The sequence below is a fragment of the Cellulomonas carbonis genome, assembly GCF_014636275.1.
Lineage (GTDB): Bacteria > Actinomycetota > Actinomycetes > Actinomycetales > Cellulomonadaceae > Actinotalea > Actinotalea carbonis.
Map to the genome: position 1 here is coordinate 42,544 of NZ_BMEB01000004.1, position 23,716 is coordinate 66,259.

A 23,716-nucleotide genomic window follows, 5' to 3' on the forward strand; every position below is an offset into this window, starting at 1 on the left:
AGTACCCAGCGGACGCCGGGACCCCCGCACCGGGCCACCCCTCGCGCCGCCCCGCTCCGGGCCACCCCTCGCGCCCCACGCGCGGCCTCCCTCCGAGCCCCGCGCTGGGTCACCCCTCGCGCCCCGCCGGGCTTCACGCCACGCCCTCCGCGACGGAGCGCAGCATGTCCTCCACGGTGAGCTCGGCGCGCCACCCGGCCCGCTCGGCGATGCGGTCGACGGACGCGACGACGGACGCGGGGTCCCCGGGGCGCGGCGGCGCGACCTCGTAGGGCAGTTCGCGGCCGAGCACCGCGCCGAGCGCCCGGACCATCTCCAGGACGGACGTGCCCGTCCCCGTGCCCACGTTGAGCGCCTCGAAGCCCTCGTCCGGCCCACCGGGCTCCCCGAGCAGCGCGAGCGCGCGCACGTGGGCCCGCGCGAGGTCCGCGACGTGGACGTAGTCGCGCACGCACGTCCCGTCGGGCGTCGGGTGCTCGTCGCCCAGCACGACGGGCCGCAGCCCGCGGCCCACGCGGTCGACGAGGATCGACACGAGGTTGACCGTCTCGACGTCCGCGAGCTCGGGGGCAGCCGTCCCGGCGACGTTGAAGTACCGCAGCGCGACCGCGCGGACCTGTCCCGCGCGCGCGGCCCAGCGCACGAGGTCCTCGCCCGCGAGCTTCGTCGCGCCGTAGGGGTTGATCGGCTCGGTGGGGTGCGTCTCGGGGACGGGCTCGGCACCGGTCTGCCCGTAGACCGCCGCGGACGAGGAGAAGACGAGCTCGTGGACGCCGGCCTGCTCCATGGCGAGCAGGACGGTCGCGAGCTGACCGACGTTCTGCTGGTAGTAGCGCGCGGGCTGCACGGTCGACTCGTCGGCCCGCTTGAGCGCGGACATGTGCACGACCGCCGTGACCCCGCGCTCGGCCATGAACCGCGCGAGCGCGTCGACGCCCGCGCCGTCGGCGAGGTCGAGCCGCAGCAGCGGCGTGCCCTCGACCCGCGCGGCGCGCCCGTGGGACAGGTCGTCGACGACGGCGGCGTCCGCGCCCGCGCGCGTCAGCTCGCGGACGATGTGGCCGCCGATGTAGCCGGCCCCGCCCGTCACCAGGATGCTCACGGTCTCTCCGGGGGTGTCGCGTCGGGGGGTGTCGGGCCGGGCGATGTCGGTGTCACGCCGTCGTCGGCGAGCAGCCGGTGGCACCGCCGACGCTCGGGCCCGACCCGGCCCAGTATCCCCGCGCCGTGCGTGACGTCGTGCCGGACGCCGTGCCCACGCTCGTGCGTCGAGCAGTGCGGGGGCCGGCGGGCGGGCCGCGGCCGTCGGCCGCAGTCGCGGCGGGAGGGCGTCACCGAGCGAGCCCCTCGTAGAGCTCCCGGTACACCCGGCCCGCGCGCGACCAGGTCCGCCCGGCCGCGAACGACCGCCCGGCGTCCCCGAGCCGCGCGCGCAGCGCGGCGTCGTCGGCGAGCTCCTCGAGCCGCGCGGCCCACGCGACGGCGTCCCCTGCGGGCGCGAGCAGCCCCGTGCCCGGCTCGCCCACGATCTCGGCGAGGGCGGGCAGGTCGCTCGCGACGACGGGGCGGCCGCACGCCATCGCCTCGACGGGCTTGAGGGGCGTCACGACGCGGCACACGCGCACGTCGCGCCGCGGCACCGCGAACACGTCGAGCGCGCGGTGGTGCAGCACGGCCTGGTCGCGGCCGACCCGCCCGGGGAAGACGGCCGCGTCCGCGAGCCCCAGCTCCTCGGCGCGGCGCACGAGGCCGGGCCGGGAGACGCCGTCGCCGACGACGCAGGCCCGGACGTCGCGGCCCCTCGCGCGCAGCAGCGCGACGGCCTCGAGCAGCGTCCCGAGCCCCTCGTAGTCGACCAGGCTGCTCACGGTGCCGACCCAGAACCCCTCGGCCGGCAGCCCCAGGCGCAGGCGCGCGTCGGCGGCCGCGACGTCGTCGTCGAGCAGACGCTCGTCCACGGCGTTGGGGACGACCGTGATCCGCGTACGGTCGAGACCGCGCGCGACGAGCTCGTCCGCGAGGGTCCCGCTGAGCGTCACGACGTGGTCGGCGGCGAGGAAGCTCTCGGTCTCGCGCGCCCGCAGGAGGCCGTAGCGCTCCGAGGTGTCCGAAGCGGTGTCGCCGGCGGCGGTGCGGCGCGCGACCCACGAGTCCTCGAGCAGGCCCCGGACCTCGTAGACCCACGGCGTGCCGGACGACTCCGCGACGGCGCGCGTCACGAGCGCGTTCGTGAAGTCGGTCGTCGTGTGCAGGACCGTCGGGCCGAACGTCCGGGCGACGGGGGCCAGCAGCGCCGCGTGCCGCTCGAGCCGCTGCTCGGCCCCGCGCGGCAGCGTCCACGGCAGGAGCCGCTCGTACCGCACGCCGTCGACGACGTCGGCCCGCCCGGACGTCAGGCGACCGATCGACACGGGGTACGCGATGCGCGTCGCGGCCGCGACGCGGATGCCGGCGTCGGCCTGCGCGCGGAGCACCGCGTGGCTGCGCGCCGAGTACCCGCTGCGCGTGTGCGGGACGGAGTTCGTGAGGACGTGCAGGGCGCCGGGAGCGTCACCGTGGCGCGGCTGACCCGCGGCGACCGCGCGGGGCAGCCGGGGCCGGACCTCGCCGCGCAGCACGGCGGCCTCGGAGCGGTAGCGCTCGGCGAGGCCCGACGACGGCGGCGCCACGGCGAGCGCACCGCTCACGTCACCCGCGAGCCACAGCGCACGGGCGACGACGGGGTCGTGCGCGGCGTGCGGCGCGGGCGGTTCCCCGGACGTCGCCCCGAGCGGGCCCGCCCCGCGCCCGACCTGCGTCGCGAGCTCGGCGTGGAGGCGCCGTCCGAGCGCACCGCGGGGCCGCGCACCGCGCAGCGCGACGGCCGCCCTGTCGGGGTGGTCGGTGAGCCACGCCGCGAGCGCCGCACGCAGCGGGCCGTCCGGACCGACCGTGAGCGCACGGGCGAGCGCCGCCGTGACGCGCGACGGCAGGCGGCGCCCCGCGAGGAGGAGGAAGTGCAGCGGGTCCTCGCCGAGGTGGCGGACCGAGACGGAGCCCGCGAGGACGACGTCGCGCACGAGGCCGAGGGCCCGGCCCGCGAGCGGGTGGGTCACCGCACCACGCCCTCGAGGACCGCGAGGTAGTCGGCCGCGAGGCGCGTGTAGTCGCTGTGCTGGCGTGCCCAGGCGCGTGCGCGCCCGTCGACGTCCAGGAGCTCGCGGTCCTCGTCGAGGCGCCGCCACAGCGCCGCGAGCGCCTCGGGGTCCTCGGGGTGCACGACGTGCCCGGCGCCGGTCGCCTCGACGATGTCGGCGGCCTCGCCGGCCATGACCGCCGTCACGTGGCGTCCGGTCGCCATCATCTCGTAGAGCTTCGACGGCACGGTCCAGCGCAGCGGGAGCCACGAGCGCAGCGACACCAGGAGCGAGTCGGCCCACGCGTAGTGGTCGAACACCTCCGACCGCGCGACGGGTCCGCGCAGGTCGACCGGGACGCCGCGGTCCGCCGACACCTCGGCGAGGTGCGCGTACTCGAACCCGGGCCCGACGATCCGCAGCTCGACCGGCCGGCCGCGCTCACGCAGGAGGCCCGCCGCCGCGACCGCGGTGCCCAGGCCCTGCGCGCGTCCCACGGTGCCGAGGTACAGGACCCGCAGCGGGTCGGTCGTGGGGGAGGGCCGCGCCCCGAGGAGCGGGATCTCGTCGAGGTAGGCGCCGTTGCGGATGACCTCGACGCGCTTCATGCCGCGCTCGCGGAGCACCTCGCCGAACGCGTCGGTGGTCGTGACGACCGCGGCGGCGTCCTTCTGCAGCAACGTCATGACGCGGTGGATCTCGGCGGTCACGGCACCCTTCCAGCCGCGCCGCCGTCGCGTCTCGCCCATCATCCCGCTGGGCTCGATGAGGTCCGGCCACGCGTCCCTCATCTCGACGACGAGCGGGACGCGCAGCGCGTGCCGCAGCGCGACGCCCGCCGCGATCGACGGGATCCCGGGGACCGTCGCGACGACGACGTCGGGGCGGCGACCGCGCCGGCCGAGCTCGCGCACGCCCCGCACCACCGAGTCGGTGGCCGCGATCGTCTGGTCCAGCGTGCGGGACCGGATGCCGTGGCCGTGCTCCCGGAAGCGCACGCGGTGGACCGTCTCGCCGTGCTCGCCGAGTGCGGTGTCGCCGGTGCGCAGACCGGGCACGAGCTTGTGGACCGCACCCGCGGGGTAGTGCGGGGGCGGGGTCAGCACCGTGACCTCGTGGCCCGCCGCGAGGAACCGCGGGACGAGGGCCCCCCAGCGACGCTGCGGTGCGCCGACCTCGGGCGCGTAGTGGTGGGTGACGAGGAGGATGTGCATGACGGGTGCAGCCGATGGTGCGCTCGCGCGCTCGCTCGGCAGTCACCCCCTCCCGGTCCCGGTCACGTCCGTGGTCAGGGTAGCGCCAGCGGGCGTCCGACCCCCGGGGCCGTCGGCCCCTCCACAGGTGAGGCACGGGTGAAGACGCGTGAACCGGAGCGGGCGCCCGCCGTGTCCCCGCCGCCGCGGCACCGAGGGCGGGGGTGTGACCGCGCCGACCCCGGCGCACCCGCGCTGCCCCGGCGGCTCAGGTCGCGCCCGGACGTGCCGATGATCCGGACGTGGTGACGCGCGGACCGCTCCTGTTCGCCCTCGCCGGGACAGCCCTCGTGATCGTCGAGGGCCTCACGCCGGTGGGGCTCGTCCGCGACCTCCTCTTCCTGACGATCGGCGCGTACGCCGTTGCGGGCACCGTCGTCGGGATCCGGCGCAACCGGCCCCGTCGGCCGCGGCCGTGGTACCTCCTCGCGGCGGGCCTCGCGTCGTGGGTGCTCGGTGACGCGCTGTGGGTCTTCTCCGACCACGTGCTCGGGATCGACCCGTTCCCGTCGGTCGCCGACGTCGCGTACCTCTCCGCGTACCCGCTGCTGGCCGCGGGGCTGCACATGCTCCTGCCCGTCCGGGACCGCCGCACGACCGTCCGCGCGCTGCTGGACACCGCGATCGTCGGCGTGTGCGTCGCGCTGGTCCTGTGGGTCGCGTTCATCGAGCCCACGTGGACCGAGCCCGTCGGCACGTTCGCGCAGCAGGCGACGGCGGTCGCCTACCCGATCGGCGACGCGGTGCTCCTCGGGTACCTGGTGCACCTCGGGGTCTCGTCCGTCGTGCGGGACCGGTCGCTGCGGCTGATCGCCGCGTCGCTCGTCCTCGTGCTCGTCGCCGACGTCGCGTTCCAGTCGCTGGCCTACGTCGACCAGTACGAGGGCTCGGTCTTCGTCCTCGACCCGCTCTTCGCGCTCAGCTACCTCGCGCTCGCGGCGGCGGCGCTCGACCCGTCGATGCGCGCGGTCGGCGACGTGCGGCCGGCGCGGATCGAGGCCGGTGGTCGCATCGCGTTCCTCACGTGCGCCGCGCTGTTCCTCCCCGTGACGCTGCTCGTGGAGGACCTGCTCGCCCAGACCCCGCACGTCACCGAGGCCGCGGCGGCGGCCGCCGTGGTCATCGGGCTGATCGCGGCGCGGATGGTGCTCATGCTCCGCCACATCCAGCGGCAGGCCGCGCACCTGTCGGCCCTGGCCGACACCGACTTCCTCACGGGCCTGCTCAACCGACGCCGCCTCGTGCACGTGCTCTCGCGCCGCACCGCCGACGCGCGCCGCGGTGCCCAGGGTCGGTCTGCGGTGCTCCTGCTCGGCCTCGACCGGTTCACCGAGGTGAACGACACGCTCGGGCACCGCATCGGGGACGAGCTGCTGCGGGCCGTCGCCGCCCGGCTGCGCTCGGCCGCGCCCGAGGGTGCCGTCCTCGCGCGGCTCGGCGGCGACGTGTTCGGGGTCCTCGTCCCGGGCGTCGCGGACGACGACGACGCCGCGCGCCACGCCCGGCTCCTGGCCGGCCTGCTCGGCGACCCGGTCGTCGTGAGCGACCTGGGCGTCGACGTCGAGGGCGGCGTCGGCTTCGTCGTGCTGCCCGACGACGGCGCCGACCCCGCCGAGCTCCTGCACCGGGCCGACGTCGCGCTCTCGGCGGCGCGCGGCGTGGCCGACCGCGTCGCGCGCTACGACCCCCGCATGGAGCTCGGCGGCGCGCTCGCGCCCGAGCTCATGGCCGAGCTGGGTGCCGCGATGGCGGCGGGCCAGGTCGTCGTGCACTACCAGCCGCAGGTCGACGTGTGCTCGGGACGCGTCGTCGGCGCCGAGGCGCTCGTCCGCTGGCAGCACCCCGTGCACGGCCTGCTCGGGCCCAACGCGTTCATCCCCGCGGCCGAGCGGACGGGCCAGATCCGGCCGCTCACGCGCCTCGTCCTGGACCACGCGCTCGCCGAGTGCGCGCGCTGGCAGGCCGACCGGCCGCTGTCCGTCTCGGTCAACCTCTCGGTGCGCAACCTCCTGGACCCCGCGATCGTCGACGATGTGCGCGACGCGCTCGAGCGGCACCGGCTCGACCCGTCCCTCGTCGAGCTCGAGATCACCGAGACGTCGGCGATGGTCGACCAAGCGCGGTCGGCGACGGCCCTGCGCGCGCTCGCCGCGCTCGGCGTGACCCTCTCGATCGACGACTACGGGACGGGGTACGGCTCGCTCGCGTACCTCCAGGAGCTCCCCGTGCAGCGGCTCAAGATCGACCGGTCGTTCGTGAGCGACCTGCGTCGGTCGCACGCGAGCGCCGCGATCGTGCGGTCCGTCGTCGACCTGAGCCAGCGCCTCGGCCTGAGCGTCGTCGCGGAGGGCGTCGAGGACGACGAGACGCTCGTGCTGCTGCGTGACATGCGGTGCGACCTCGCCCAGGGCTTCGGGCTGGGCCGTCCCGTCCCCGCCGACCGCCTGTGCGACGTGGTCCGGCGGATCGACGCGCACGTCCCCGCGGTGCTCGGGCTCGGCGTGCCGGCCCAGCGCGCGCACTGACCACGCGAGGACCCACCCGACGACGGAGCGGGATCCCGCGTCGGGTTGCGCTCGCCGGATCCGCCGTCACGATGGAGCAGTCACACGCGCCGACGACCGGGAAGGGGGGCGATGTCCGACCCCCGCACCGCGACGCTGCGCGTCGACCTGGACCCGAGCCACGGTGCCGTCCGCACCGCGCGCCACGCCGTCGTGCGGTGGGCGCGCAGCCTCGGCGCGACCCCGGTCGACCAGGAGGTGCTCGCTCTCCTGACGACCGAGGTCGTCTCCAACGCCGTGCGCCACGGCAGCAGCGGCGAGGACGTCCTGCTCGAGGGTCGGCCGCAGCCGGCGGCCGTCACCGTGCGCGTCACGGACCGCGGCCACGGGCGCCCCGTCCTGCGGCGCTCGCAGCCCTCGGAGCTCGGTGGACGCGGGATCGACATCGTCGACCGGCTGTCCGTCGAGTGGGGCGTGGACACGGCGGTCCGCGGCAAGACCGTGTGGTTCACCGTCCGCCTCGGCGCGACGCGGTTCCAGGCGGGTGACGGGCGGGGAGCGTGAACGCCGCCACGGGTGCACCCGCCGCCCCGCTTCCGACCGGCCCGGGACGACCCTCGGCCGCGCGCACGCCACGCGGTAGGCTCGCCGCGAAGCCTTCCTCGGCAGGACACCGCAGTGGTGAGGCAGCCCGTCGCGGGACCGGCGCCCCCGGCGCCCTCCCCGTGGCCGTCCTGAGGAGATCCGCGTGACCGACGACCCGTACACCGCCCTGGGGGGCGGCGAACCCGGTGCCGTGCAGGTGCTCGAGGTCGACGGCGCGACGCACGTCGTGCTGTCCGGTGAGGTGGACTCCGACCTCGCGCGGGACCTCGCGCACGCGACCAAGCACGCCGTGGCGGCCGGCCTGCCCGTCGTCGTCGACACGCGGCGCGTGACGTTCATGGACTCCGCTGGCCTCGCGTTCCTCGCGCGCCTGTCGGCCCAGGGGACCAGGCGCGTCCGGGTCGTCGTCGGCCACCCGACCGTCGCGTTCCTCCTCGAGGTGACGGGCATGGGCGACGCGGTCGACGTCGTCGACGTCACGGGCGCGACGGCCTGACCAGGGCGTCGCTCCCGCCCGCCGCCGCGGCTCGCCCGGCGGCGGACCGCGGTCGACGTCCGTCGCCCCGGTGGCGCGGGCCGCGGGTGACAGGGACCCTTCTGGCGTGAGCCTGCGCCGGAGGTCCCTCCTCGGCCGGGACGTCGCGTCCTTCGAGCTGTGGACCCGCGGGACCGATCCCGCGGTCGTCCTCGTCCACGGCATCGGCGTCTCGTCGCGGTACTTCGGGCCCCTCGAGCGCGAGCTCAGCCGCGACACGACGGTCCTCGCCCCCGATCTGCCGGGCTTCGGGCGCAGCCCGCTGCACGGCGACCCGCCCACCATCGCCGAGCACGCCGCCGTCGTCGCCGCGCTCGTGGAGCAGACGGGCCTCGAGCGGCCGGTCGTCGTCGGGCACTCGATGGGTGCCCAGGTCGCGACCGAGCTCGCGGCCGACCGTCCGGAGCTCGTCGGCGGCCTCGTCCTGCTCGGTCCCGTGACCGACCCACGGGCGCCGTCCGCCGTCCGCCAGGCGGCACGGCTCGCCGCCGACGTGCTCCGCGAGCCGCCCGCCTGCGCCGCGCTCCAGGTGCGCGAGTACGCCCGCACGGGCCTCGCGTGGTACCTCCGGACCGTCCCGCACATGGTCGACCACCCGCTGCCCGAGCGGCTCGCGCAGGTGCGGGTCCCCGCCGCGGTGGTGCGCGGCGCCCGGGACCCGATCGCGCCCAGCCGGTTCGTGCGTGAGCTCGCCGCGGTCGCCGCGGACGCGCGCGTCGTCGAGGTCCCGCGGGCGGCGCACGTCGTCATGTGGTCCCGCCCGGACGTCGTGGGCGCCGTCGTGCGCGAGGTGGGGCGCAGGCGGGTCCCGTGCTGACCGCCGCGCGCGCGGCCCTCGCGCTGCGGCGCACGTGGTGGCGCGTGCGGGACTACGCCTACGTCCTGCACCGGCAGGCCGTCGGCGTCCTGGCGCGCGGCGGGCCCGAGGGCTACCTCGACCCCGACCCGCGGGAGCACCCCGACGTCGTCCTCGTGCCCGGCGTGTACGAGAGCTGGCAGTTCCTGCGCCCGCTCGCCGACGAGCTCCACGCACGCGGCCACGCCGTCCACGTGCTGCCGGCGCTCGGCTACAACCGCGGACCGGTCGAGTCCGCCGCCGCGGTCCTCGGCGCCCACCTGCGCTCGGCCGACCTGCGGGACGTCGTCGTGGTCGCGCACAGCAAGGGCGGCCTCATCGGCAAGCTCGCGATGATCCGCCACGACCCGGACCGGCGGATCGCGCGCATGCTGGCGGTCGCGACGCCGTTCGGGGGGTCGTCGCTCGCGCGCCTCGTGCCGCTGCGGGCCGTGCGGGCGTTCCTGCCGACCGACCCGACGATCGCCGCGCTCGCGGTCGAGCGGTCCGTGAACGCGCGCATCACGTCGGCCTACAGCCACTGGGACCCGCACATCCCGGCGGGCTCGGTCCTGCCCGGCGCGCGGGACAACGTCGAGCTCGCGACCCCCGGCCACTTCCGCGTGCTCACGGACCCGCGGCTCGTGGACGTCGTGCTCGCCGCCGTGCGGGCCGAGGCCGCGCAGGCCGATCCGCCGGCGCAGGCCGGGGCGGACGACCGTGACGACGACCGTGCCGACGACCGTGCTGACGACCGTGCTGCCGACCCGGCGGCCGGGGCCGGCGGCCGGCCGTGAGTTGCGAGTTCGCGGCGATGGGGGACCCTGGGTGACGAAGGGGGCCGACATCCCCGTCCCCAGGAGGACACATGACCCCCGTCGAGGCGTCCGACACCATCGACCGGCTCGTGGCCGACCTGGCCCGCGCGACCGGCCGACCGGAGACGCTCGTCCGGCTCTCGTACGGCATCGAGCGCCCCCTCGCCAGGTCGGCCCACGAGGAGGACGCGGCCTGAGGCACGCACGCGGTTCGACGCGCGTCACCGGACCCCGTGCCGTCCACCCGCAGCCAGTCGTCCGCACCCGTCCATGAGGAGGACCTCGCCCGATGCGCTTCGCCGCCCTGCTCCGCCTGCCCGCCGCGATCGACACCGCCGTCGCCGGGCCGTTCGTCCAGCAGCTCCTCGAGCACCCGAGCGACGGCGAGGTCGTCGCGCAGGACGGCGACGCCGAGACCGGTGCCGCGCGGATCGTGTTCGAGGCGGACGACCAGGCCGACGCCGAGCTGCACGCGCGTCTCCTCGCCGAGCGCGCGCCCGGGGTCGAGGTCCAGGAGGTCGTCCCCGCCTGACGGCGGGACGCGCGGGCCGTGGCCCCGACACGTCCGCGTGACGCGTCAGGCGGGACGCACCACCGCCAACAGGCACACGTCGTCCTCGCGCTCGCGTCCCCCGAGGCAGTCCGCGACGGCCGCGGCCACGAGCGCCTCGGCCGATCCCCGTGACCTCGCGACGGTCGCCGCGAGCCGGTCGATCCCCGCCGTGAGCGACTCGTCGCGACGCTCGACGAGCCCGTCGGTGTAGAGCAGCAGCGCCCCGCCCGGCTCGAGGAGCGCGGTCGCGCACGGGTACGACGACGGCGACCGCGCGCCCAGCAGCGGCCCCTGTGCGGCGCCGAGCCGCCGCACGCGCCCGTCCGCCGAGCGCAGGAGCGCGTAGGGGTGGCCCGCCGCGGCGTACGTGACCGTGCCCGTGACGGTGTCGACCTCGGCGACGAGCGCACTCGCGACCGTCCCGCCGTCGTCCGGGCGCGACGCGTCGCCGCGCTGCAGGAGCCCGTCCAGGCGGTGGAGCACGACGTCCGGCCGGTGCCCCTCGGCGAGGTAGGCGGTGAGCGCGACCGACGTCCGCGCCATGAGGCCGACCGCGTGGACGCCGTGCCCGACGGCGTCGCCGATCGCGACGAGGAGGGCGTCGGCACGGACGACCGCGTCGTACCAGTCGCCGCCGAGCCGGAGCTCCTCGGACGCCGGCATGTAGCGTGCTGCGAGGTCGAGGCCCGGGACCACGGGGAGCTCGGTCGGCAGCAGCGTCCGCTGGACCTCCTCGAGCGCGACGCGCCGCTGGTCGGAGACGCGCTCGAGCTCGGCCCGCAGGCGGTGCAGCTCGGTCTCGTCGCGCGCGACCGCCGCGACGCCGACGGCGGGCCGGCCGGGAGCCCGCACGGGGAAGAACGACTCGCGCCACACGTGCTCGGTGCCCGGGTCCGCCGGCGTCGTGCCGACGATCTCGACGTCGCGGATCGCCTCGCCCGTCTCGAGCACGTGCCGCAGGAGCGGCTCGGCGTCCTCGCGCAGCTCGGGCAGGAGCTCGAAGACCGGCCGGCCCTCGTGCTCCGCGACCGTGAAGCCGTTCATCGCGGCCAGCTCGGCGTTGACCCGCAGGAACCGCAGGTCCGGGCTGACGAGGGCGAACCCGAACGGGGCGTCCGCGAGCAGGGTCGCGACGATCGCCGCCTCGGTCTCGGCCATCCGGCGCAGCTGCGACTCGCGGCTCAGGTCGACGACCGCGGCGACCCACCGACGCGAGTCGGGGTCGAGGACCCGGACCGACGCGAGGACCGGGACGCGCGTGTCGTCGGGTCCCACGAGCTCGGTCGCGAAGGTCGCGCCGTCGGCCGCGGTGAGCTGCTTGAAGGCCACCTCGTCGTGGTGGACGCGGTCCTCGGGCAGCAGCGCGCGCCAGCCGCGCGCGACGACCTCGTCCGCCGTGAGCCCGACGAGGCCCAGGAAGGCGGCGTTCGCGTCGAGCAGGCGGTCCGCCTCGCCCACCAGCACGCCGAGCCCGGGTGCGCACCACAGCGCCGTCACGTGCTCCGCGAGGTCCGCCCGCACCTGCCCCCCCACGGTCGACGTCATGCCCGAGCGTGCCACAGCCGCGCACGCGGTGTCAGGGCCGGTGGGGCGACACGTCGGGCACGTACGGCGAGCCTCACCTTGCTGGCGCGTGTCGGTCGGTGTGCCTAGCGTCGGGGGCATGGACCCCTCGCCCGCGTCCGCACCCGTGCCCGCCCCGTCGCCCGCCCCGTCGCCCGCACCGCTGCCCGTGCCCGGGCCCACCGCGCCGCGCGCGGCCACCGACGGCACCGGTGACGTCAACGGCGGCCTGAAGTCACGGCTGAACTGGCTCCGGGCGGGTGTCCTCGGGGCGAACGACGGCATCATCTCGACCGCGGGCCTGGTCGTCGGTGTGGCCGCCGCGACGACCGACCGGACCGCCATCCTCGTCGCGGGCGTCGCCTCGCTCGCGGCCGGTGCGGTGTCGATGGCCCTGGGGGAGTACGTCTCGGTCTCGAGCGCGCGCGACACCGAGCGGGCGATCGTCGAGGAGGAGACCCGCGAGCTCGCTGAGGACCCCGACGGCGAGCTCGCCCAGCTCGCCCGCATCTACGAGCAGAAGGGGCTCCAGCCCGCGACGGCGTGGCGCGTCGCCGAGGAGCTCACCGCGCACGACCCCGTGCGCGCCCACCTCGACGTCGAGCACAACCTCGACCCCGACGACCTCACGAACCCCTGGCACGCCGGGCTCGCGTCGGCCGTCTCGTTCGTGCTCGGCGCGCTCCTGCCGCTGGTCGCGATGATCCTCGCGACGCCCGCCACGCGGATCCCGGTGACCTTCGTCGCGGTGCTCGTGGCACTCGTCGTGACCGGGTCGCTGAGCGCGTGGTTCGGCGGGGCCGACCGCGTGCGCGCGGTGCTCCGGCTCCTGCTCGGTGGCGCGCTCGCGATGGGCGTCACCTTCGGGATCGGTGCGCTCCTGGGCGCGACCGTCGTCGGCTGACGCGCGGGTCGCGGGCGGCCCAGGACCGGGCGTCAGGCTCCGCAGGCCGGCGGGAGGGGCGTACGGACGGGACCGCTCAGGCGGACTCGCGCAGGACGAGCTCGGCCTCGAGCACGACCGGCTCGTCGGGCGGCTCGGCCCCGCCGAGGATCTCGACGAGCATCCGGCCCGCGCGCTCGGCCATCGCCTCGACGGGGTTGATGACGGTGCTCAGCGCGGGCGTCGTGGCCGCCGCGAGGCCCAGGTCGTCGAAGCCGAAGACGGCGACGTCGTGCGGGACCCGCCGGCCCGCGGCCGCGAGCTCGGTGAGGGCGCCCGACGCCATGAGGTCCGACGCGACGAAGAGCGCGTCCAGGTCCGGGTGCCGACGGATGAGCCGCCGCGCCGCCTCCGCCCCGCCCATGAGCGTGAAGTCCCCGTGCTCGACGGCGTCGGTGGGCAGGCCCGCGGCGTCGAGCGCCTGACGCCAGCCCAGAAGCCGGTCGATGCCCGCACTCATGTCCGCGGGTCCCGCGACGGTCCCGATGCGCCGGCGGCCTGCCGCGACGAGGTGCTCGGTGGCCAGGCGGCCACCCGCGACGTTGTCGGTGTCGACGTAGTGGGCGTGCGGGACGCCGAGCGGACGACCCTGGAAGACGCACGGGAGGCCCGACTCGAAGAGGCGTCGGTTGAGCGCGTCCTCGCGGTGGTGCGACGTGACGACCGCACCGTCGACCTGCCCCGTCGTCAGGTAGCGGACGGCCCGGTCGTGCCCCGCGCCGCCGGGCCGGACGACGACGAGCACCATCTGCAGGTCGGCGGCCTCGAGCGAGAGCGAGAGCCCGTTGATGACGTGCCCGAAGAACGGGTCGTTGAGCAGGCGCTGGTTGGGCTCGGGCACGACGAGCGCGACCGATCCGGTGCGTCGGTTCGCGAGGTTCCGCGCCACCGGGTTGGGCGTGAAGCCGAGCTCGGCGATCGCGGCCTCGACGACGGCGCGCGTCTGCTCGCTCACGAGGTGCCCGCCGTTGATCACGCGCGACGCGGTGGCCCGGGAGACGCCCGCCGCCGCCGCGACCTGGCGCAGCGTCGGCGCGTTGCGCCGCGTGCGGGCGGGCACCGCCGTGTCGCCGGCCGCGCCCGCACGCACGCCGTCGCCCGTCGCGCGCGCGGTGTCCGCGGCGCTCCCGGCCTCGATCGTCGTGCCCTCGGTCGTCACGGCACGACCGTACCGCCGCGCGGTTCCTCGCCCAGGCGCCCCGTGCGTGCGACGCGGGCGAAGGCGTGCGCGCTGTCCTTGGGCGTCCGCTCGAGCGTGTCGAAGTCGACGCGCACGATGCCGAAGCGCTTCTCGTAGCCGTAGGCCCACTCGAAGTTGTCCAGGAGCGACCACGCGAAGTAGCCGCGGACGTCGGCACCCGACCCCATCGCGGCGTGCACCGCGCGCAGGTGCTCGAGGATGTACGCGGTGCGGTCGGCGTCGGGCACCGAGCCGTCCGGGGCGACGTCGTCGTCGTACGCCGCGCCGTTCTCGGTCACGTGGATCGGGATGCCGGCCGGGCCGGTCCAGTCCGTGTGCGCACGCTCCAGGACGCGGCGCAGGCCGTCGGGCTGCACCTCCCAGTCCATCGCGGTGCGGGGCAGCCCGCGCGAGACCGACCACACGGGGTCGGCGGCGACGCTCGGCGACGACGTGGTCCGCTCGACGGGCGCCCCGGTGGGCATCGCGCTGTCCGTCGTCGGGCGCTGCGCCGTCACGGCGGCACCGTTGTAGTAGTTGATGCCGAGGAAGTCGATCGGCGCGGCGATCTCGGCGAGGTCGCCGTCGTGCACGGGGGGCGCGACGCCGACGCTCGCGTACGCGTCGAGCGCGACCTGCGGGTAGCGCCCGAGCAGGACGGGCTCCGCGAACACGCGGTTGAGCAGCGCGTCCTCGCGGTCGGCCGCGGCGACGTCGGCGGGCGAACCAGGGTCCGCCGGGTCGAAGACCGACATGTTGAGCGTGATGCCGTAGTCGGCGGTCGGGTCGACCGCGCGCATCGCGGTCACCGCGCGCCCGTGCGCCAGCAGGAGGTGGTGCAGCGCGCCGACGGCGGCCGCGGGCTCCTGACGGCCCGGCGCGTGCTGACCGCCGGCGTACCCGAGGAACGCCGAGCACCACGGCTCGTTGAGCGTCGTCCAGCGCCGCACGCGGTCGCCGAGCGCACCCTGGACGACGAGCGCGTACTCGACGAAGTGGTCGACCGTCTCCCGTGAGGCCCACCCGCCGCGGTCCTCGAGCGACTGGGGGAGGTCCCAGTGGTAGAGCGTGAGCCACGGCTCGATGCCGCGCTCGAGCAGGCCGTCGACGAGCCGGGAGTAGAAGTCGAGGCCCGCCCGGTTGACCGTGCCGGGCTCGGGGCAGATGCGCGGCCACGCGGTCGAGAACCGGTACGCCCCGAGGCCGAGGTCGGCCATGAGCGCGACGTCCTCGGGCCAGCGGTGGTAGTGGTCGCACGCGACGTCGCCCGTGTCGCCGTTCGCGACCGCGCCGGGGACGCGGCAGAACGTGTCCCAGATCGACGGCACGCGACCGTCCTCGGCGGCGGCACCCTCGATCTGGAAGGCGGCCGTCGCCGCGCCCCAGACGAAGCCGGGCGGGAAGACCAGCTCCGTCCCGGGGGACGTGGCGGGCGTGGGGCTGGTGGTGACGGTCATCCCTTGACGGCTCCCTGCATGATGCCGGAGACCAGCTGGCGTCCGGCGACGACGAAGAGCAGGACCAGCGGGAGCGTCGCGATGACGACGCCGGCCATGATCAGCGAGTAGTCCTTGAAGTACGACGCCTGGAGCAGCTGGAGCGCGACCGGCAGGGTGGGGTTCCCGCTGCCCAGGACGATGAAGGGCCAGAAGAAGTTCGTCCACGACGCGACGAACGTGAACAGCGCGAGCATCGCCGCCGCCGGCCGCGCCGCCGGCATGGCGACGTTCCAGAAGGTCCGGATCATCGAGCAGCCGTCGACGCGTGCCGCCTCGATGAGCTCGAACGGGAGCGCGGCGTCGAGGTACTGCGTCATCCAGAAGACGCCGAACGCCGTGACCATCGCGGGCACGATGACCGCGACGAGCTTGCCGGTCCAGCCGAGCTCGCGCATGACGATGAACAGGGGCACGACGCCCAGCTGGGACGGCACGGCCATCGTCGCGATGATGAAGACGAGGAGCTTGCGGCGCCCACGGAAGCGCAGCTTCGCGAACGAGAAGCCGGCGAGCGTGGAGAAGAACACGACGGACACCGACGTCAGGACCGCGACGATCAGGCTGTTGAGGACGGACTCCCAGAAGCGGATGTCCGAGCTGATCACGCGCCCGAGGTTGTCGAACAGGTGCGGGCCCGGGACGAGCGAGGGGACCGGGTTCTGCGCGATCGTGGGCGCGTCGGAGGACGCGAGCAGGAACGCGTAGTAGATCGGGTAGAACGACGCGAGCACCACGACGGTGAGCAGCAGGTACGTGACCCAGCCCGGCCGGCGGTCCATGCCGCCGTGGACGCCGCGCCGGCGTGCGGCGGCTCGTGCGGCACCGAGGCCGGCCGTCTGGCGGATCATCGGCACGGACGTCATCGGACGCCTCCCGTCTTCTTGGTGCGGGCGATGTCGCCGGCCGACGCGATGCGTCGCGTGATGGCGAAGTTGACGAGCCCGATCAGGACGATGATCAGGAACAGGATCCAGGCGACCGCCGCGGCGCGACCGAAGCTCTTCTGCGGGCCCCAGCCGAGGTCGTAGAGGAAGAGCGTGATCGTCATCCACTGCTTGTCGGCGCCGCCGCGGCCGTACTGGTCGTACATGCGCGGCTCGTCGAAGATCTGCAGGCCGCCGATCGTCGAGGTGATGACCACGAAGATGATCGTCGGGCGAAGCATGGGGACGGTCACGGAGAAGAACTGGCGGAAGCGGTTCGCGCCGTCGATGACGGCGGCCTCGTAGAGGTCGCGCGGCACGGCCTGCATGGCCGCGAGGAAGATCAGGGTGTTGTAGCCGGTCCACCGGAAGTTGACCATCGTCGCGATCGCGACGTGGCTCGCGAGGGTGTCCGCGTGCCACCGGATCGGCTCGATCCCGATCCCGCCGAGGAGGGTGTTGATCATGCCGGCGCCGTCCGCGAAGAGCCGCGAGAAGATCAGCGCGGCCGCGACGGGCATCACGACGTAGGGCAGCAGGACGCCCATGCGCCAGAACGTCTTGGCGCGGAGGTTCGCGTCGAGGACCGCGGCGACGACGATCGCGGCGAGCACCTGCGGCACGGACGACAGCAGGAAGATGCTGAACGTGTTGCGCAGGGCCACGAGGAACGTCGGCTGCTGGATGACGTCGACGTAGTTGTCGAGGCCGACGAACTCGCCCTGGCCGCCCAGCAGGTGCCAGTCGTGCATCGAGACGAACGCCGTGTACACCAGCGGGAAGAGCCCGACCAGCGCGAACACGACGAAGAACGGCGCGATGTAGAGGTACGGGGAGAGCCGCACGTCCAGGCGGCCCAGCGTGGTGCGGAGCCGTGAGGGCTGGGTCCGCGGCGGCGCGGGGGTCCGCGGGCCGTCGGCGGCAGGGGTGCCCTGCCGGGGCGGGGTGACGGTGGCCATGGCGTTCCTCGGTAGTGGGGGGATCGGCGGCTCCGGTGGGCCGGGCGGAGGGAGACCTCCACCCGGCCCACCGGTTCACGCGCGCTCAGGGCCGGTCAGGCCGTCGCGCTGATGGGCTCGGTCGAGCCCGGCGGACCTCACTCGAGGCCGAGCTCCTCGTACGCCTGGAGCGCCTTGTCCCACGACGACGCGGCGTCGTCGGTCTTGTCCACGTCGACGCGGGTCAGCGCGTCCTGGACCGTCTGGTGGATCGCGAAGTAGTTCGGACCCTTGTGCGGGGTCGCCGTGACGGCCTCCGCGCGGTTGACGAGGATCTCGCCGGTGGGGGCGTCGTTGAAGAACGGGTTCGTCATCGACAGGAGCTCGTCGCTGCTCTGCGCCTCGACCTGGCTCGGGAAGGTGCCCTTGGAGGCGAAGGCCTTGAGCTGCTGCTCGGGGGCGGTCAGCCACTTCGCGAGCGCGATGGCCTCCTCCGGGTGCTCGGTGTGCGTCGGGACGGTCAGGTAGGAGCCGCCCCAGTTGCCGCCGCCGCCGGGGAAGACGTCGGCGATGTCCCAGCCCTCGACGCCCGCGGCGTTGCCCTCGATGATGCCGAGCATCCAGCCCGGGCAGGCCATCGTCGCGAACGCGCCCGACTGGAAGGCCGCGAACCAGTCGTCGCTCCACTGCCGCAGGCCGGCCGACAGCTCGTCGTCGACCGACGCGGTCACGACGGCGTCGTAGATGTCCTTGACGGTGTCGTGGTCGATGCCGATCGGGGTGTCGTCGTCCTCCTCGTAGGCGTTCTCGACCTGGTTGATCATGCCCTGGTAGGTCGCGCCGGCCGAGTCGAACCACGCGGCGTCCGACTTGGCGACGAACTGCTTGCCCACCTCGAAGTAGGTGTCCCAGTCGCCCTCGAGCAGCGCGGCGACCTCGGCCCGGTCCGTGGGCAGGCCCGCGGCCTCGAACAGGTCGGCGCGGTAGCAGATGCCCTCCGGGCCGATGTCCGTGCCGTAGCCGATGAGCTGGCCGTCGGCCGTCGTCGCGGCGTCGACCTTCCAGTCGATCCAGCGGCCCTCGAGCTCCGGGTCGGACAGGTCGTTGAAGTTCTCCGAGTACTGCATGAGCTCGGCGAGCCAGTCGACCTCGATCGCCTCGATGTCCGACAGGCCCGAGCCCGCGGCGATGCGCGTGTTGAGGTTGTCGCGGGCCTCGTCGGCCGTCGCGGCGCGCTTGTGCTCGATCGTGATGTTCGGGTTGAGCTCCATGTACTCGTCGAGCAGGCCGTCGTCGTAGCCGAACTCGTTGAACGTCGCGATGGTCAGCGTGACCTTCTCGTCGCCGCCGCCCTCGCCTCCGCTGCCCGTCCCGGTGTCGTCACCGTCTCCGGCCCCGCCACCGCACCCGGCCACGAGGGCGACGGTCGCGATGCCGGCGCCGAGGGTGAGCCACTTCCTGGTGTGCACGTCCGACTCCTTCGTCTCGTGGACGGCTCCACTGCCGTCCCTCTCCAGCCGCGGGTCGGGGGTCCGAACGCGGCGCTGGCGCACGTGAGTACCGCGATGAGACCGGTCTCATCGTTGAGCCGACGGAAGCCGTCCCGAGTGATGGGACCGGTTTCATCGCGGTGGGCCCACGGTGGCCTGGATCACTCCGCGGTGTCAAATGTCGTGATGAAACCGTGACCCAGTCGTCGCCCTGACGTGCTCGTCCGGACGCGCACGCGACACCGGGTCGCGCACCCGGAGCCGCCGTCGGACCACCCGCTCGGACCAGTCGACGACGCGGTCGGCGAGCGCGGGGCGCCCGCCCCGAGCGGCGTGATGATGCCGCGAACCTGCGGCGACGCAACTCGAGAGCGCGCTACTCGTTCGGCTCGCGCGATGTCAAGACCCGGCTTAGCGTCGACGACGTCGGGGTCGCCGACCTGTCCTCCAGGTGACTCCGGCTCGGGTCAGGCCGAGCTGGGACAGAGCCGGCCGCGAACTGCACCGACGCTCGCGTCGGCGGACCGTCGCCCGGACGGGCACACCCCATCGACGCGCACACCCCTCGGAAGGAAGCACGATGACCTACGACTACCAGACGGGACAGCCGTACGGCTCCGGAACCGGCGGAACCGACGGCTCGCGCAAGGACGCCGCCAAGGAGGCCGCACGCGACACCGCGGGCACGGCCAAGGAGCAGGCGGCCGGCGTCGCGCACAGCGCCAAGGAGAGCGGCCAGCACCTCGCCCACGAGGCGAGGTCCCAGGCCAAGGACGTCGGTCGCGAGGCCGGTCAGCAGGCACGCCAGCTCGTCGACTCGGGCCGTCGCCAGCTGACCGACGAGGCGTCGTCGCAGCAGCAGAAGCTCGCGGGCGGCCTGCGCTCGTTCGGCGAGGAGCTCCAGACCATGGCGGGCGCCAGCGAGCAGCCCGGCCTGGCCACCGACGTCGCACGCCAGATCTCCGACCGGGTCGACACTCTCGCCGAGTGGCTCGAGCAGCGCGAGCCGGGCGACCTCCTGCAGGAGGTCAAGACCTTCGCCCGCAACCGTCCAGGCACGTTCCTCGCGATCGCCGCGGGCGCCGGCCTCGTCGCCGGTCGTCTCACGCGCGGTGTCAAGGAGGCGTCGTCCGACGACACCGGCGGTGAGGTCGCCGTCCGCTCGGACTACGCGACGCCCACGGGCTACGGCACCGAGGGCTACGCGGCCGAGGCCGCGGGCCTGGCCGGGACGACCGGGACCGCGCCCGCGCGGACGTCGGCGTTCGGGGCGGCCGCCGCCCCGACGACGAGCACCTACGGGACCGGCGCCGTGTACGGCGAGTCGGGCACGTACGGCACGGCGCACGGCGACGACGCCCTCGGGACCGCGGGCGGCGACCCGACCGCGGGCGTCGAGGGTGGCACCGGAACGGCCGTCTACCCCGACGGCGCGGCCACGACCGACCCCTACGGGACCGGCACCACGTCGGCCGACGACACCGCGACCCAGGTCTACGGCCAGGGCTCGTACGGCGCGTACGGCGCCGGGACGCAGGACCCGCCGTCGGGCGAGGGCCAGTACACGTCCGGCACGGTCGGCTACGGCGTCGGTGAGGGCGAGGCCCCCGAGCGCGAGTCCAGCAACCCCTGGACGCCGGTCAGCGGCGAGGAGGAGCAGCGATGACCCAGGCTCCCGGCGCACCGGGCGGCGCCACGGCCGGCGCCCCGCTCGGCTCGGCGGCGCCCGCCGACGACGCGGCCGAGCGCCCGTCGCTCGGCGCGCTCCTGTCCAACATCACCGAGGACCTGTCGACCCTGTTCCGGCAGGAGGTCGCCCTCGCGAAGGCCGAGGCGACCGACTCGGCGAAGAAGGCCGGCAAGGGTGCAGGGATGTTCGGGGGCGCCGGCGTCGCCGGTCACCTCGTCCTCGTCTTCCTCTCGGTCGCCCTCTGGCAGCTCCTCGACGTCTGGATGCCCTCGGCGCTCGCGGCGTTCCTCGTCGCCGTCGTCTGGGGGATCGTCGCGGCCGTGCTGGCCGCCAAGGGCCGGGCCGAGATGAAGCGGGTCAAGGGCCTGCCGCAGACGCAGGACACGGTCAAGAAGATCCCGAACGCACTGAAGGGCCACGAGGAGGAGAACCGATGAGCACCGACCCGGAGCAGATCCGAGCCGACATCGCCCGCACCCGGGCCGAGCTGAGCGACGACGTGGACGCCCTCGAGGAGAAGGTCAGCCCGAGCGCCATCGTCGAGCGTCGGAAGGCCCGCGTGCGCGACGCCGTGGGCACCGTCAAGGAGAAGGTCATGGGCACCGCGCACGACACCCGGTCCTCCGTCTCGGGCCACGCGCACAGCGCGACCGGCTCGGCGAGCAGCACGCTGCACGACGCGCGCGACTCGGCGAGCGGTGCGGTGCACAGCGCCGCGGGCTCGGTCGGCTCGGCCGCCTCGAGCGTGGGCCACGCCGCGGCGGGCCTGCCCGGCACCGTCCGCACGCAGACCGAGGGCAACCCGCTCGCGGCCGGGCTCATCGCCTTCGGCGTCGGGTGGCTCACGGGCAGCCTGCTGCCCGCGACCACCAAGGAGAAGGAGGCCGCGCGCGTCGCCCAGGAGAAGGCGCAGCCGCTCGTGGACTCGGCCAAGGAGAAGGCGTCCGAGGTCGCCCAGCAGCTCAAGGAGCCCGCGACCGAGGCGGCGCAGGCCGTCAAGGAGCGTGCCACCGAGGCGGCGCAGACGCTCAAGGAGGAGGGCCGCTCGGAGGCCGACAGTGTGCGGTCCGACGCGCAGTCGGCCACCGACACCGTGCGCTCCGACGCCCAGCAGCACGTCGAGGAGCAGCGCCAGCAGTACTGACGTCCGCACGGGCGCCCCGCCGCACCGCGGTGGGGCGCCCGTCGTCGGGCGCCCGGGCGAGCCGTCGAGGGACCGGAGGGGGTGACGCACGTGGGACCAGCGGGACCGCCCGTATGGGCGTCCGTGACGGGCGCCGCGCTCGGCGTCGTCGTCGACCTGGTCGCCCGGCTCCGGCGCGGCCGCCCGCTCCACCCGCAGGGACTCGTGCTCCGCGGACGGGTCGTGCGTGACGGGACGGGGCACACGGAGCGCAGCGGTGCCGCCTGGGTCGACGAGCCGGGAGAGTCGGACGTCGTCGTCCGGCTCTCGCGCGGCGGTGGTCTGCCGCGGTGGTTCCCCGACGTCGCGGGTCTCGCCTGGCGGGCCGACGACGGCGACGTGCTGCTCTCGAGCCCCCTGGGCCGCGCGCCCGTGCTGCGCCTGGTCCCGTTCCTCCGACGACGGCACGGCCGGACGTCGTACAGCTCGCTGCTGCCGTACGAGAGCGACGCCGGACCCGTGATGCTCCTGGCCGAGCCGCTCGTGGGCCGCGCGCTGCCGACCGGTCGCGAGGCCCTCGCCGACGCGCTCGCCGCGGAGCCGCTCGTGCTCCGCCTGTCCTGGGCGCGTACGGACTCGCCGTGGCGGGCGTTCGGACGGCTCGAGGCGCGCGTCGACCGCGAGGTCCGCCGTGCGGACCCCGGCGCGCCGGCCCCGGACACGACCCTCCGGCTGGACCCCCTGCGGACGCCGCCCGGGCTGCGCACCTACCCGTGGGTCGAGGCGCTGCGTCGTCCCGCGTACGGGGCCGCGCGACGGCACCCGGTGGCCCCCGACGGCGCCCGCGACGCCCCCGCCGACCGCCCCGACCGCCCCGACCGCGCACCCGCGCGGGCGTCGGGCCCCGCACCCACCGCCGCCCGGACCGAACCGGACAGGAGAGCGACATGAGCCGCAGGACCTCGGACAGCAGCCCGCAGGGCGGGACGCAGCAGTCCGCGCACGACCGCGCGCAGACCGCACCGCACCCCGACGACCCCCGCAAGCCCGACTCGCCCGACGACGTGCCCAAGCCGGGGTGGAAGTACACCGCGCGCAAGGCGTTCCGGGAGTTCCAGCACGACCAGGCGACCGACCTCGCCGCGGCGCTCACGTACTGGGGCGTCCTCGCGATCGCGCCGACGCTGCTCGCGCTCGTGTCGATCCTGGGGCTGTTCAGCGACGGGGCCCAGACGGTCAGGAGCGTCGTCGAGTTCGCCGAGCGGCTCGGCATGCCGCCCGACTCCCTCCAACTGGTCGAGGAGCTCATCACCAACCTGACCTCGCAGCAGGGCGCGGGACTCAGCTTCGTCATCGGACTCCTGCTGGCGATCTGGTCGGCGTCCGGGTACGTGACGGCGTTCAGCCGCGCGATGAACCGGGTCTACGAGATCGACGAGGGTCGACCGTTCTACAAGCTGCGCCCGGTCCTCTACGCCGTGACGCTCGTCATGCTCGTCCTCGTCGCGATCATCGTCGCGGCACTCGTGCTCTCCGGCCCTGTCGCCGAGGCCGTGGGCGAGACGATCGGGCTCGGCTCGACCGCGGTGACCGTGTGGAACATCGCGAAGTGGCCGGTCATCGTGGTGCTCGTGGCCCTCGTGATCGCGGTCCTCTACTACTGGACGCCGAACGTCCGGCAGCCGAAGTTCCGCTGGATCAGCGTCGGTTCGTTCGTCGCCATCCTCGTATGGGCCCTGGCGACCGCCGGCTTCGCGATCTACCTCGTCGTCTCCGGCGGCGAGAGCTACCAGGCGTACGGCGTCTTCGCCGGCGTGATCATCTTCCTGCTGTGGCTCTGGCTCACGAACAACGCGCTGCTGTTCGGCGCCGAGGTCGACGCCGAGCTCGAGCGGACGCGCGAGCTGGTCGCGGGGATCGAGGCCGAGGAGACGATCCAGCTCCCGCCGCGCGACACGAAGGCGTCGGTGAAGAAGCAGGAGAAGCACGAGGAGGACGTCGAGAAGGGCCGCGAGCTGCGCCTCACCGCGGGTCGCTCCGACGGCTCGGACCACGACTCCGACGACCGCTCGGACGACACGACCGACCGTCACGGCCGGTCGGACACGCGCCGCTCGCGGCGCGCCGACTGAGCCGGCCGCTCCGGC

General features: G+C 75.0%; 22 protein-coding genes. 13 read left to right on the forward strand and 9 right to left on the reverse strand.

Going from position 1 to position 23,716, the window contains the following annotated elements:
* Nucleotides 1-133: 133 nt before the first annotated feature.
* From galE to IEV86_RS12610, 3 genes are all read right to left on the reverse strand, one after another.
* Nucleotides 134-1,102, reverse strand: coding sequence for a UDP-glucose 4-epimerase GalE (gene galE, locus IEV86_RS12600; protein WP_043604755.1), 969 nt, complete (start codon nt 1,100-1,102; stop codon nt 134-136).
* Nucleotides 1,103-1,331: 229 nt separating this feature from the next.
* Nucleotides 1,332-3,095, reverse strand: coding sequence for a glycosyltransferase (locus tag IEV86_RS12605; protein WP_188484692.1), 1,764 nt, complete (start codon nt 3,093-3,095; stop codon nt 1,332-1,334).
* Nucleotides 3,092-4,330, reverse strand: a complete 1,239-nt coding sequence (locus tag IEV86_RS12610; protein WP_043605237.1) for a glycosyltransferase family 4 protein — start codon at nt 4,328-4,330, stop codon at nt 3,092-3,094. The genes IEV86_RS12605 and IEV86_RS12610 overlap by 4 nt, the downstream gene beginning before the upstream one ends.
* A gap of 281 nt (nt 4,331-4,611) precedes the next feature.
* Between IEV86_RS12610 and IEV86_RS12615 the strand changes: the two genes are divergently transcribed.
* From IEV86_RS12615 to IEV86_RS12645, 7 genes are all read left to right on the forward strand, one after another.
* Nucleotides 4,612-6,894, forward strand: coding sequence for a putative bifunctional diguanylate cyclase/phosphodiesterase (locus IEV86_RS12615; RefSeq protein ID WP_052426106.1), 2,283 nt, complete (start codon nt 4,612-4,614; stop codon nt 6,892-6,894).
* Nucleotides 6,895-7,005: 111 nt separating this feature from the next.
* A complete protein-coding gene (locus IEV86_RS12620; protein ID WP_052426107.1) occupies nt 7,006-7,437 on the forward strand; it encodes an ATP-binding protein in 432 nt (143 codons plus the stop codon).
* Nucleotides 7,438-7,621: 184 nt separating this feature from the next.
* A complete protein-coding gene (locus IEV86_RS12625) occupies nt 7,622-7,975 on the forward strand; it encodes an STAS domain-containing protein (protein WP_081978650.1) in 354 nt (117 codons plus the stop codon).
* Between the two features lie 106 nt (nt 7,976-8,081).
* Nucleotides 8,082-8,831, forward strand: a complete 750-nt coding sequence (locus IEV86_RS12630; protein ID WP_052426108.1) for an alpha/beta fold hydrolase — start codon at nt 8,082-8,084, stop codon at nt 8,829-8,831.
* Entirely contained in the window at nt 8,825-9,646 is an 822-nt protein-coding gene (locus IEV86_RS12635) for an esterase/lipase family protein (RefSeq protein ID WP_188484693.1), read from the forward strand. Before IEV86_RS12630 ends, IEV86_RS12635 begins: the two co-directional genes overlap by 7 nt.
* A gap of 71 nt (nt 9,647-9,717) precedes the next feature.
* On the forward strand, nt 9,718-9,864 hold the full coding sequence (locus IEV86_RS12640) for a hypothetical protein (RefSeq protein WP_161784034.1): 147 nt from the start codon (nt 9,718-9,720) through the stop codon (nt 9,862-9,864).
* Nucleotides 9,865-9,956: 92 nt separating this feature from the next.
* A complete protein-coding gene (locus IEV86_RS12645) occupies nt 9,957-10,199 on the forward strand; it encodes a hypothetical protein (protein ID WP_043605243.1) in 243 nt (80 codons plus the stop codon).
* 45 nt (nt 10,200-10,244) lie between these two features.
* Here the strand turns inward: IEV86_RS12645 and IEV86_RS12650 are convergent, their stop codons facing one another.
* On the reverse strand, nt 10,245-11,765 hold the full coding sequence (locus tag IEV86_RS12650; RefSeq protein ID WP_161784035.1) for a PP2C family protein-serine/threonine phosphatase: 1,521 nt from the start codon (nt 11,763-11,765) through the stop codon (nt 10,245-10,247).
* Nucleotides 11,766-11,883: 118 nt separating this feature from the next.
* Here IEV86_RS12650 and IEV86_RS12655 point away from each other — a divergent pair, with 118 nt between their 5' ends.
* The gene (locus tag IEV86_RS12655; RefSeq protein WP_081978653.1) at nt 11,884-12,687 is read left to right on the forward strand and encodes a VIT1/CCC1 transporter family protein; all 804 of its coding nucleotides are present in this window, start codon (nt 11,884-11,886) and stop codon (nt 12,685-12,687) included.
* A gap of 76 nt (nt 12,688-12,763) precedes the next feature.
* Here the strand turns inward: IEV86_RS12655 and IEV86_RS12660 are convergent, their stop codons facing one another.
* The 5 genes from IEV86_RS12660 to IEV86_RS12680 all read right to left on the reverse strand — a co-directional run bounded on the left by IEV86_RS12660 (nt 12,764) and on the right by IEV86_RS12680 (nt 18,735).
* Nucleotides 12,764-13,885, reverse strand: a complete 1,122-nt coding sequence (locus IEV86_RS12660) for a LacI family DNA-binding transcriptional regulator (RefSeq protein WP_306460063.1) — start codon at nt 13,883-13,885, stop codon at nt 12,764-12,766.
* Entirely contained in the window at nt 13,882-15,363 is a 1,482-nt protein-coding gene (locus tag IEV86_RS12665; RefSeq protein WP_043605245.1) for a GH1 family beta-glucosidase, read from the reverse strand. The genes IEV86_RS12660 and IEV86_RS12665 overlap by 4 nt, the downstream gene beginning before the upstream one ends.
* Entirely contained in the window at nt 15,360-16,268 is a 909-nt protein-coding gene (locus IEV86_RS12670; RefSeq protein WP_043605248.1) for a carbohydrate ABC transporter permease, read from the reverse strand. Before IEV86_RS12670 ends, IEV86_RS12665 begins: the two co-directional genes overlap by 4 nt.
* Nucleotides 16,265-17,287 (reverse strand): carbohydrate ABC transporter permease, encoded by a 1,023-nt coding sequence (locus IEV86_RS12675; protein ID WP_043605251.1) that lies wholly within the window; start codon nt 17,285-17,287, stop codon nt 16,265-16,267. The genes IEV86_RS12670 and IEV86_RS12675 overlap by 4 nt, the downstream gene beginning before the upstream one ends.
* A 137-nt stretch (nt 17,288-17,424) precedes the next feature.
* Nucleotides 17,425-18,735 (reverse strand): ABC transporter substrate-binding protein, encoded by a 1,311-nt coding sequence (locus IEV86_RS12680; RefSeq protein WP_043605296.1) that lies wholly within the window; start codon nt 18,733-18,735, stop codon nt 17,425-17,427.
* 601 nt (nt 18,736-19,336) lie between these two features.
* On the opposite strand from IEV86_RS12680, the gene IEV86_RS12685 reads away from it, so the two are divergent.
* The 5 genes from IEV86_RS12685 to IEV86_RS12705 all read left to right on the forward strand — a co-directional run bounded on the left by IEV86_RS12685 (nt 19,337) and on the right by IEV86_RS12705 (nt 23,701).
* Nucleotides 19,337-20,422: a hypothetical protein gene (locus IEV86_RS12685; RefSeq protein WP_052426110.1), complete on the forward strand. Its 1,086-nt coding sequence runs from the start codon at nt 19,337-19,339 to the stop codon at nt 20,420-20,422.
* A complete protein-coding gene (locus IEV86_RS12690; protein ID WP_052426111.1) occupies nt 20,419-20,883 on the forward strand; it encodes a phage holin family protein in 465 nt (154 codons plus the stop codon). Before IEV86_RS12685 ends, IEV86_RS12690 begins: the two co-directional genes overlap by 4 nt.
* The gene (locus IEV86_RS12695; protein WP_043605258.1) at nt 20,880-21,590 is read left to right on the forward strand and encodes a DUF3618 domain-containing protein; all 711 of its coding nucleotides are present in this window, start codon (nt 20,880-20,882) and stop codon (nt 21,588-21,590) included. The genes IEV86_RS12690 and IEV86_RS12695 overlap by 4 nt, the downstream gene beginning before the upstream one ends.
* Before the next feature lie 123 nt (nt 21,591-21,713).
* The gene (locus tag IEV86_RS12700) at nt 21,714-22,520 is read left to right on the forward strand and encodes a hypothetical protein (RefSeq protein ID WP_052426112.1); all 807 of its coding nucleotides are present in this window, start codon (nt 21,714-21,716) and stop codon (nt 22,518-22,520) included.
* Nucleotides 22,517-23,701: a YihY/virulence factor BrkB family protein gene (locus tag IEV86_RS12705; protein ID WP_052426113.1), complete on the forward strand. Its 1,185-nt coding sequence runs from the start codon at nt 22,517-22,519 to the stop codon at nt 23,699-23,701. The genes IEV86_RS12700 and IEV86_RS12705 overlap by 4 nt, the downstream gene beginning before the upstream one ends.
* The last annotated feature ends 15 nt before the right edge of the window (nt 23,702-23,716 follow it).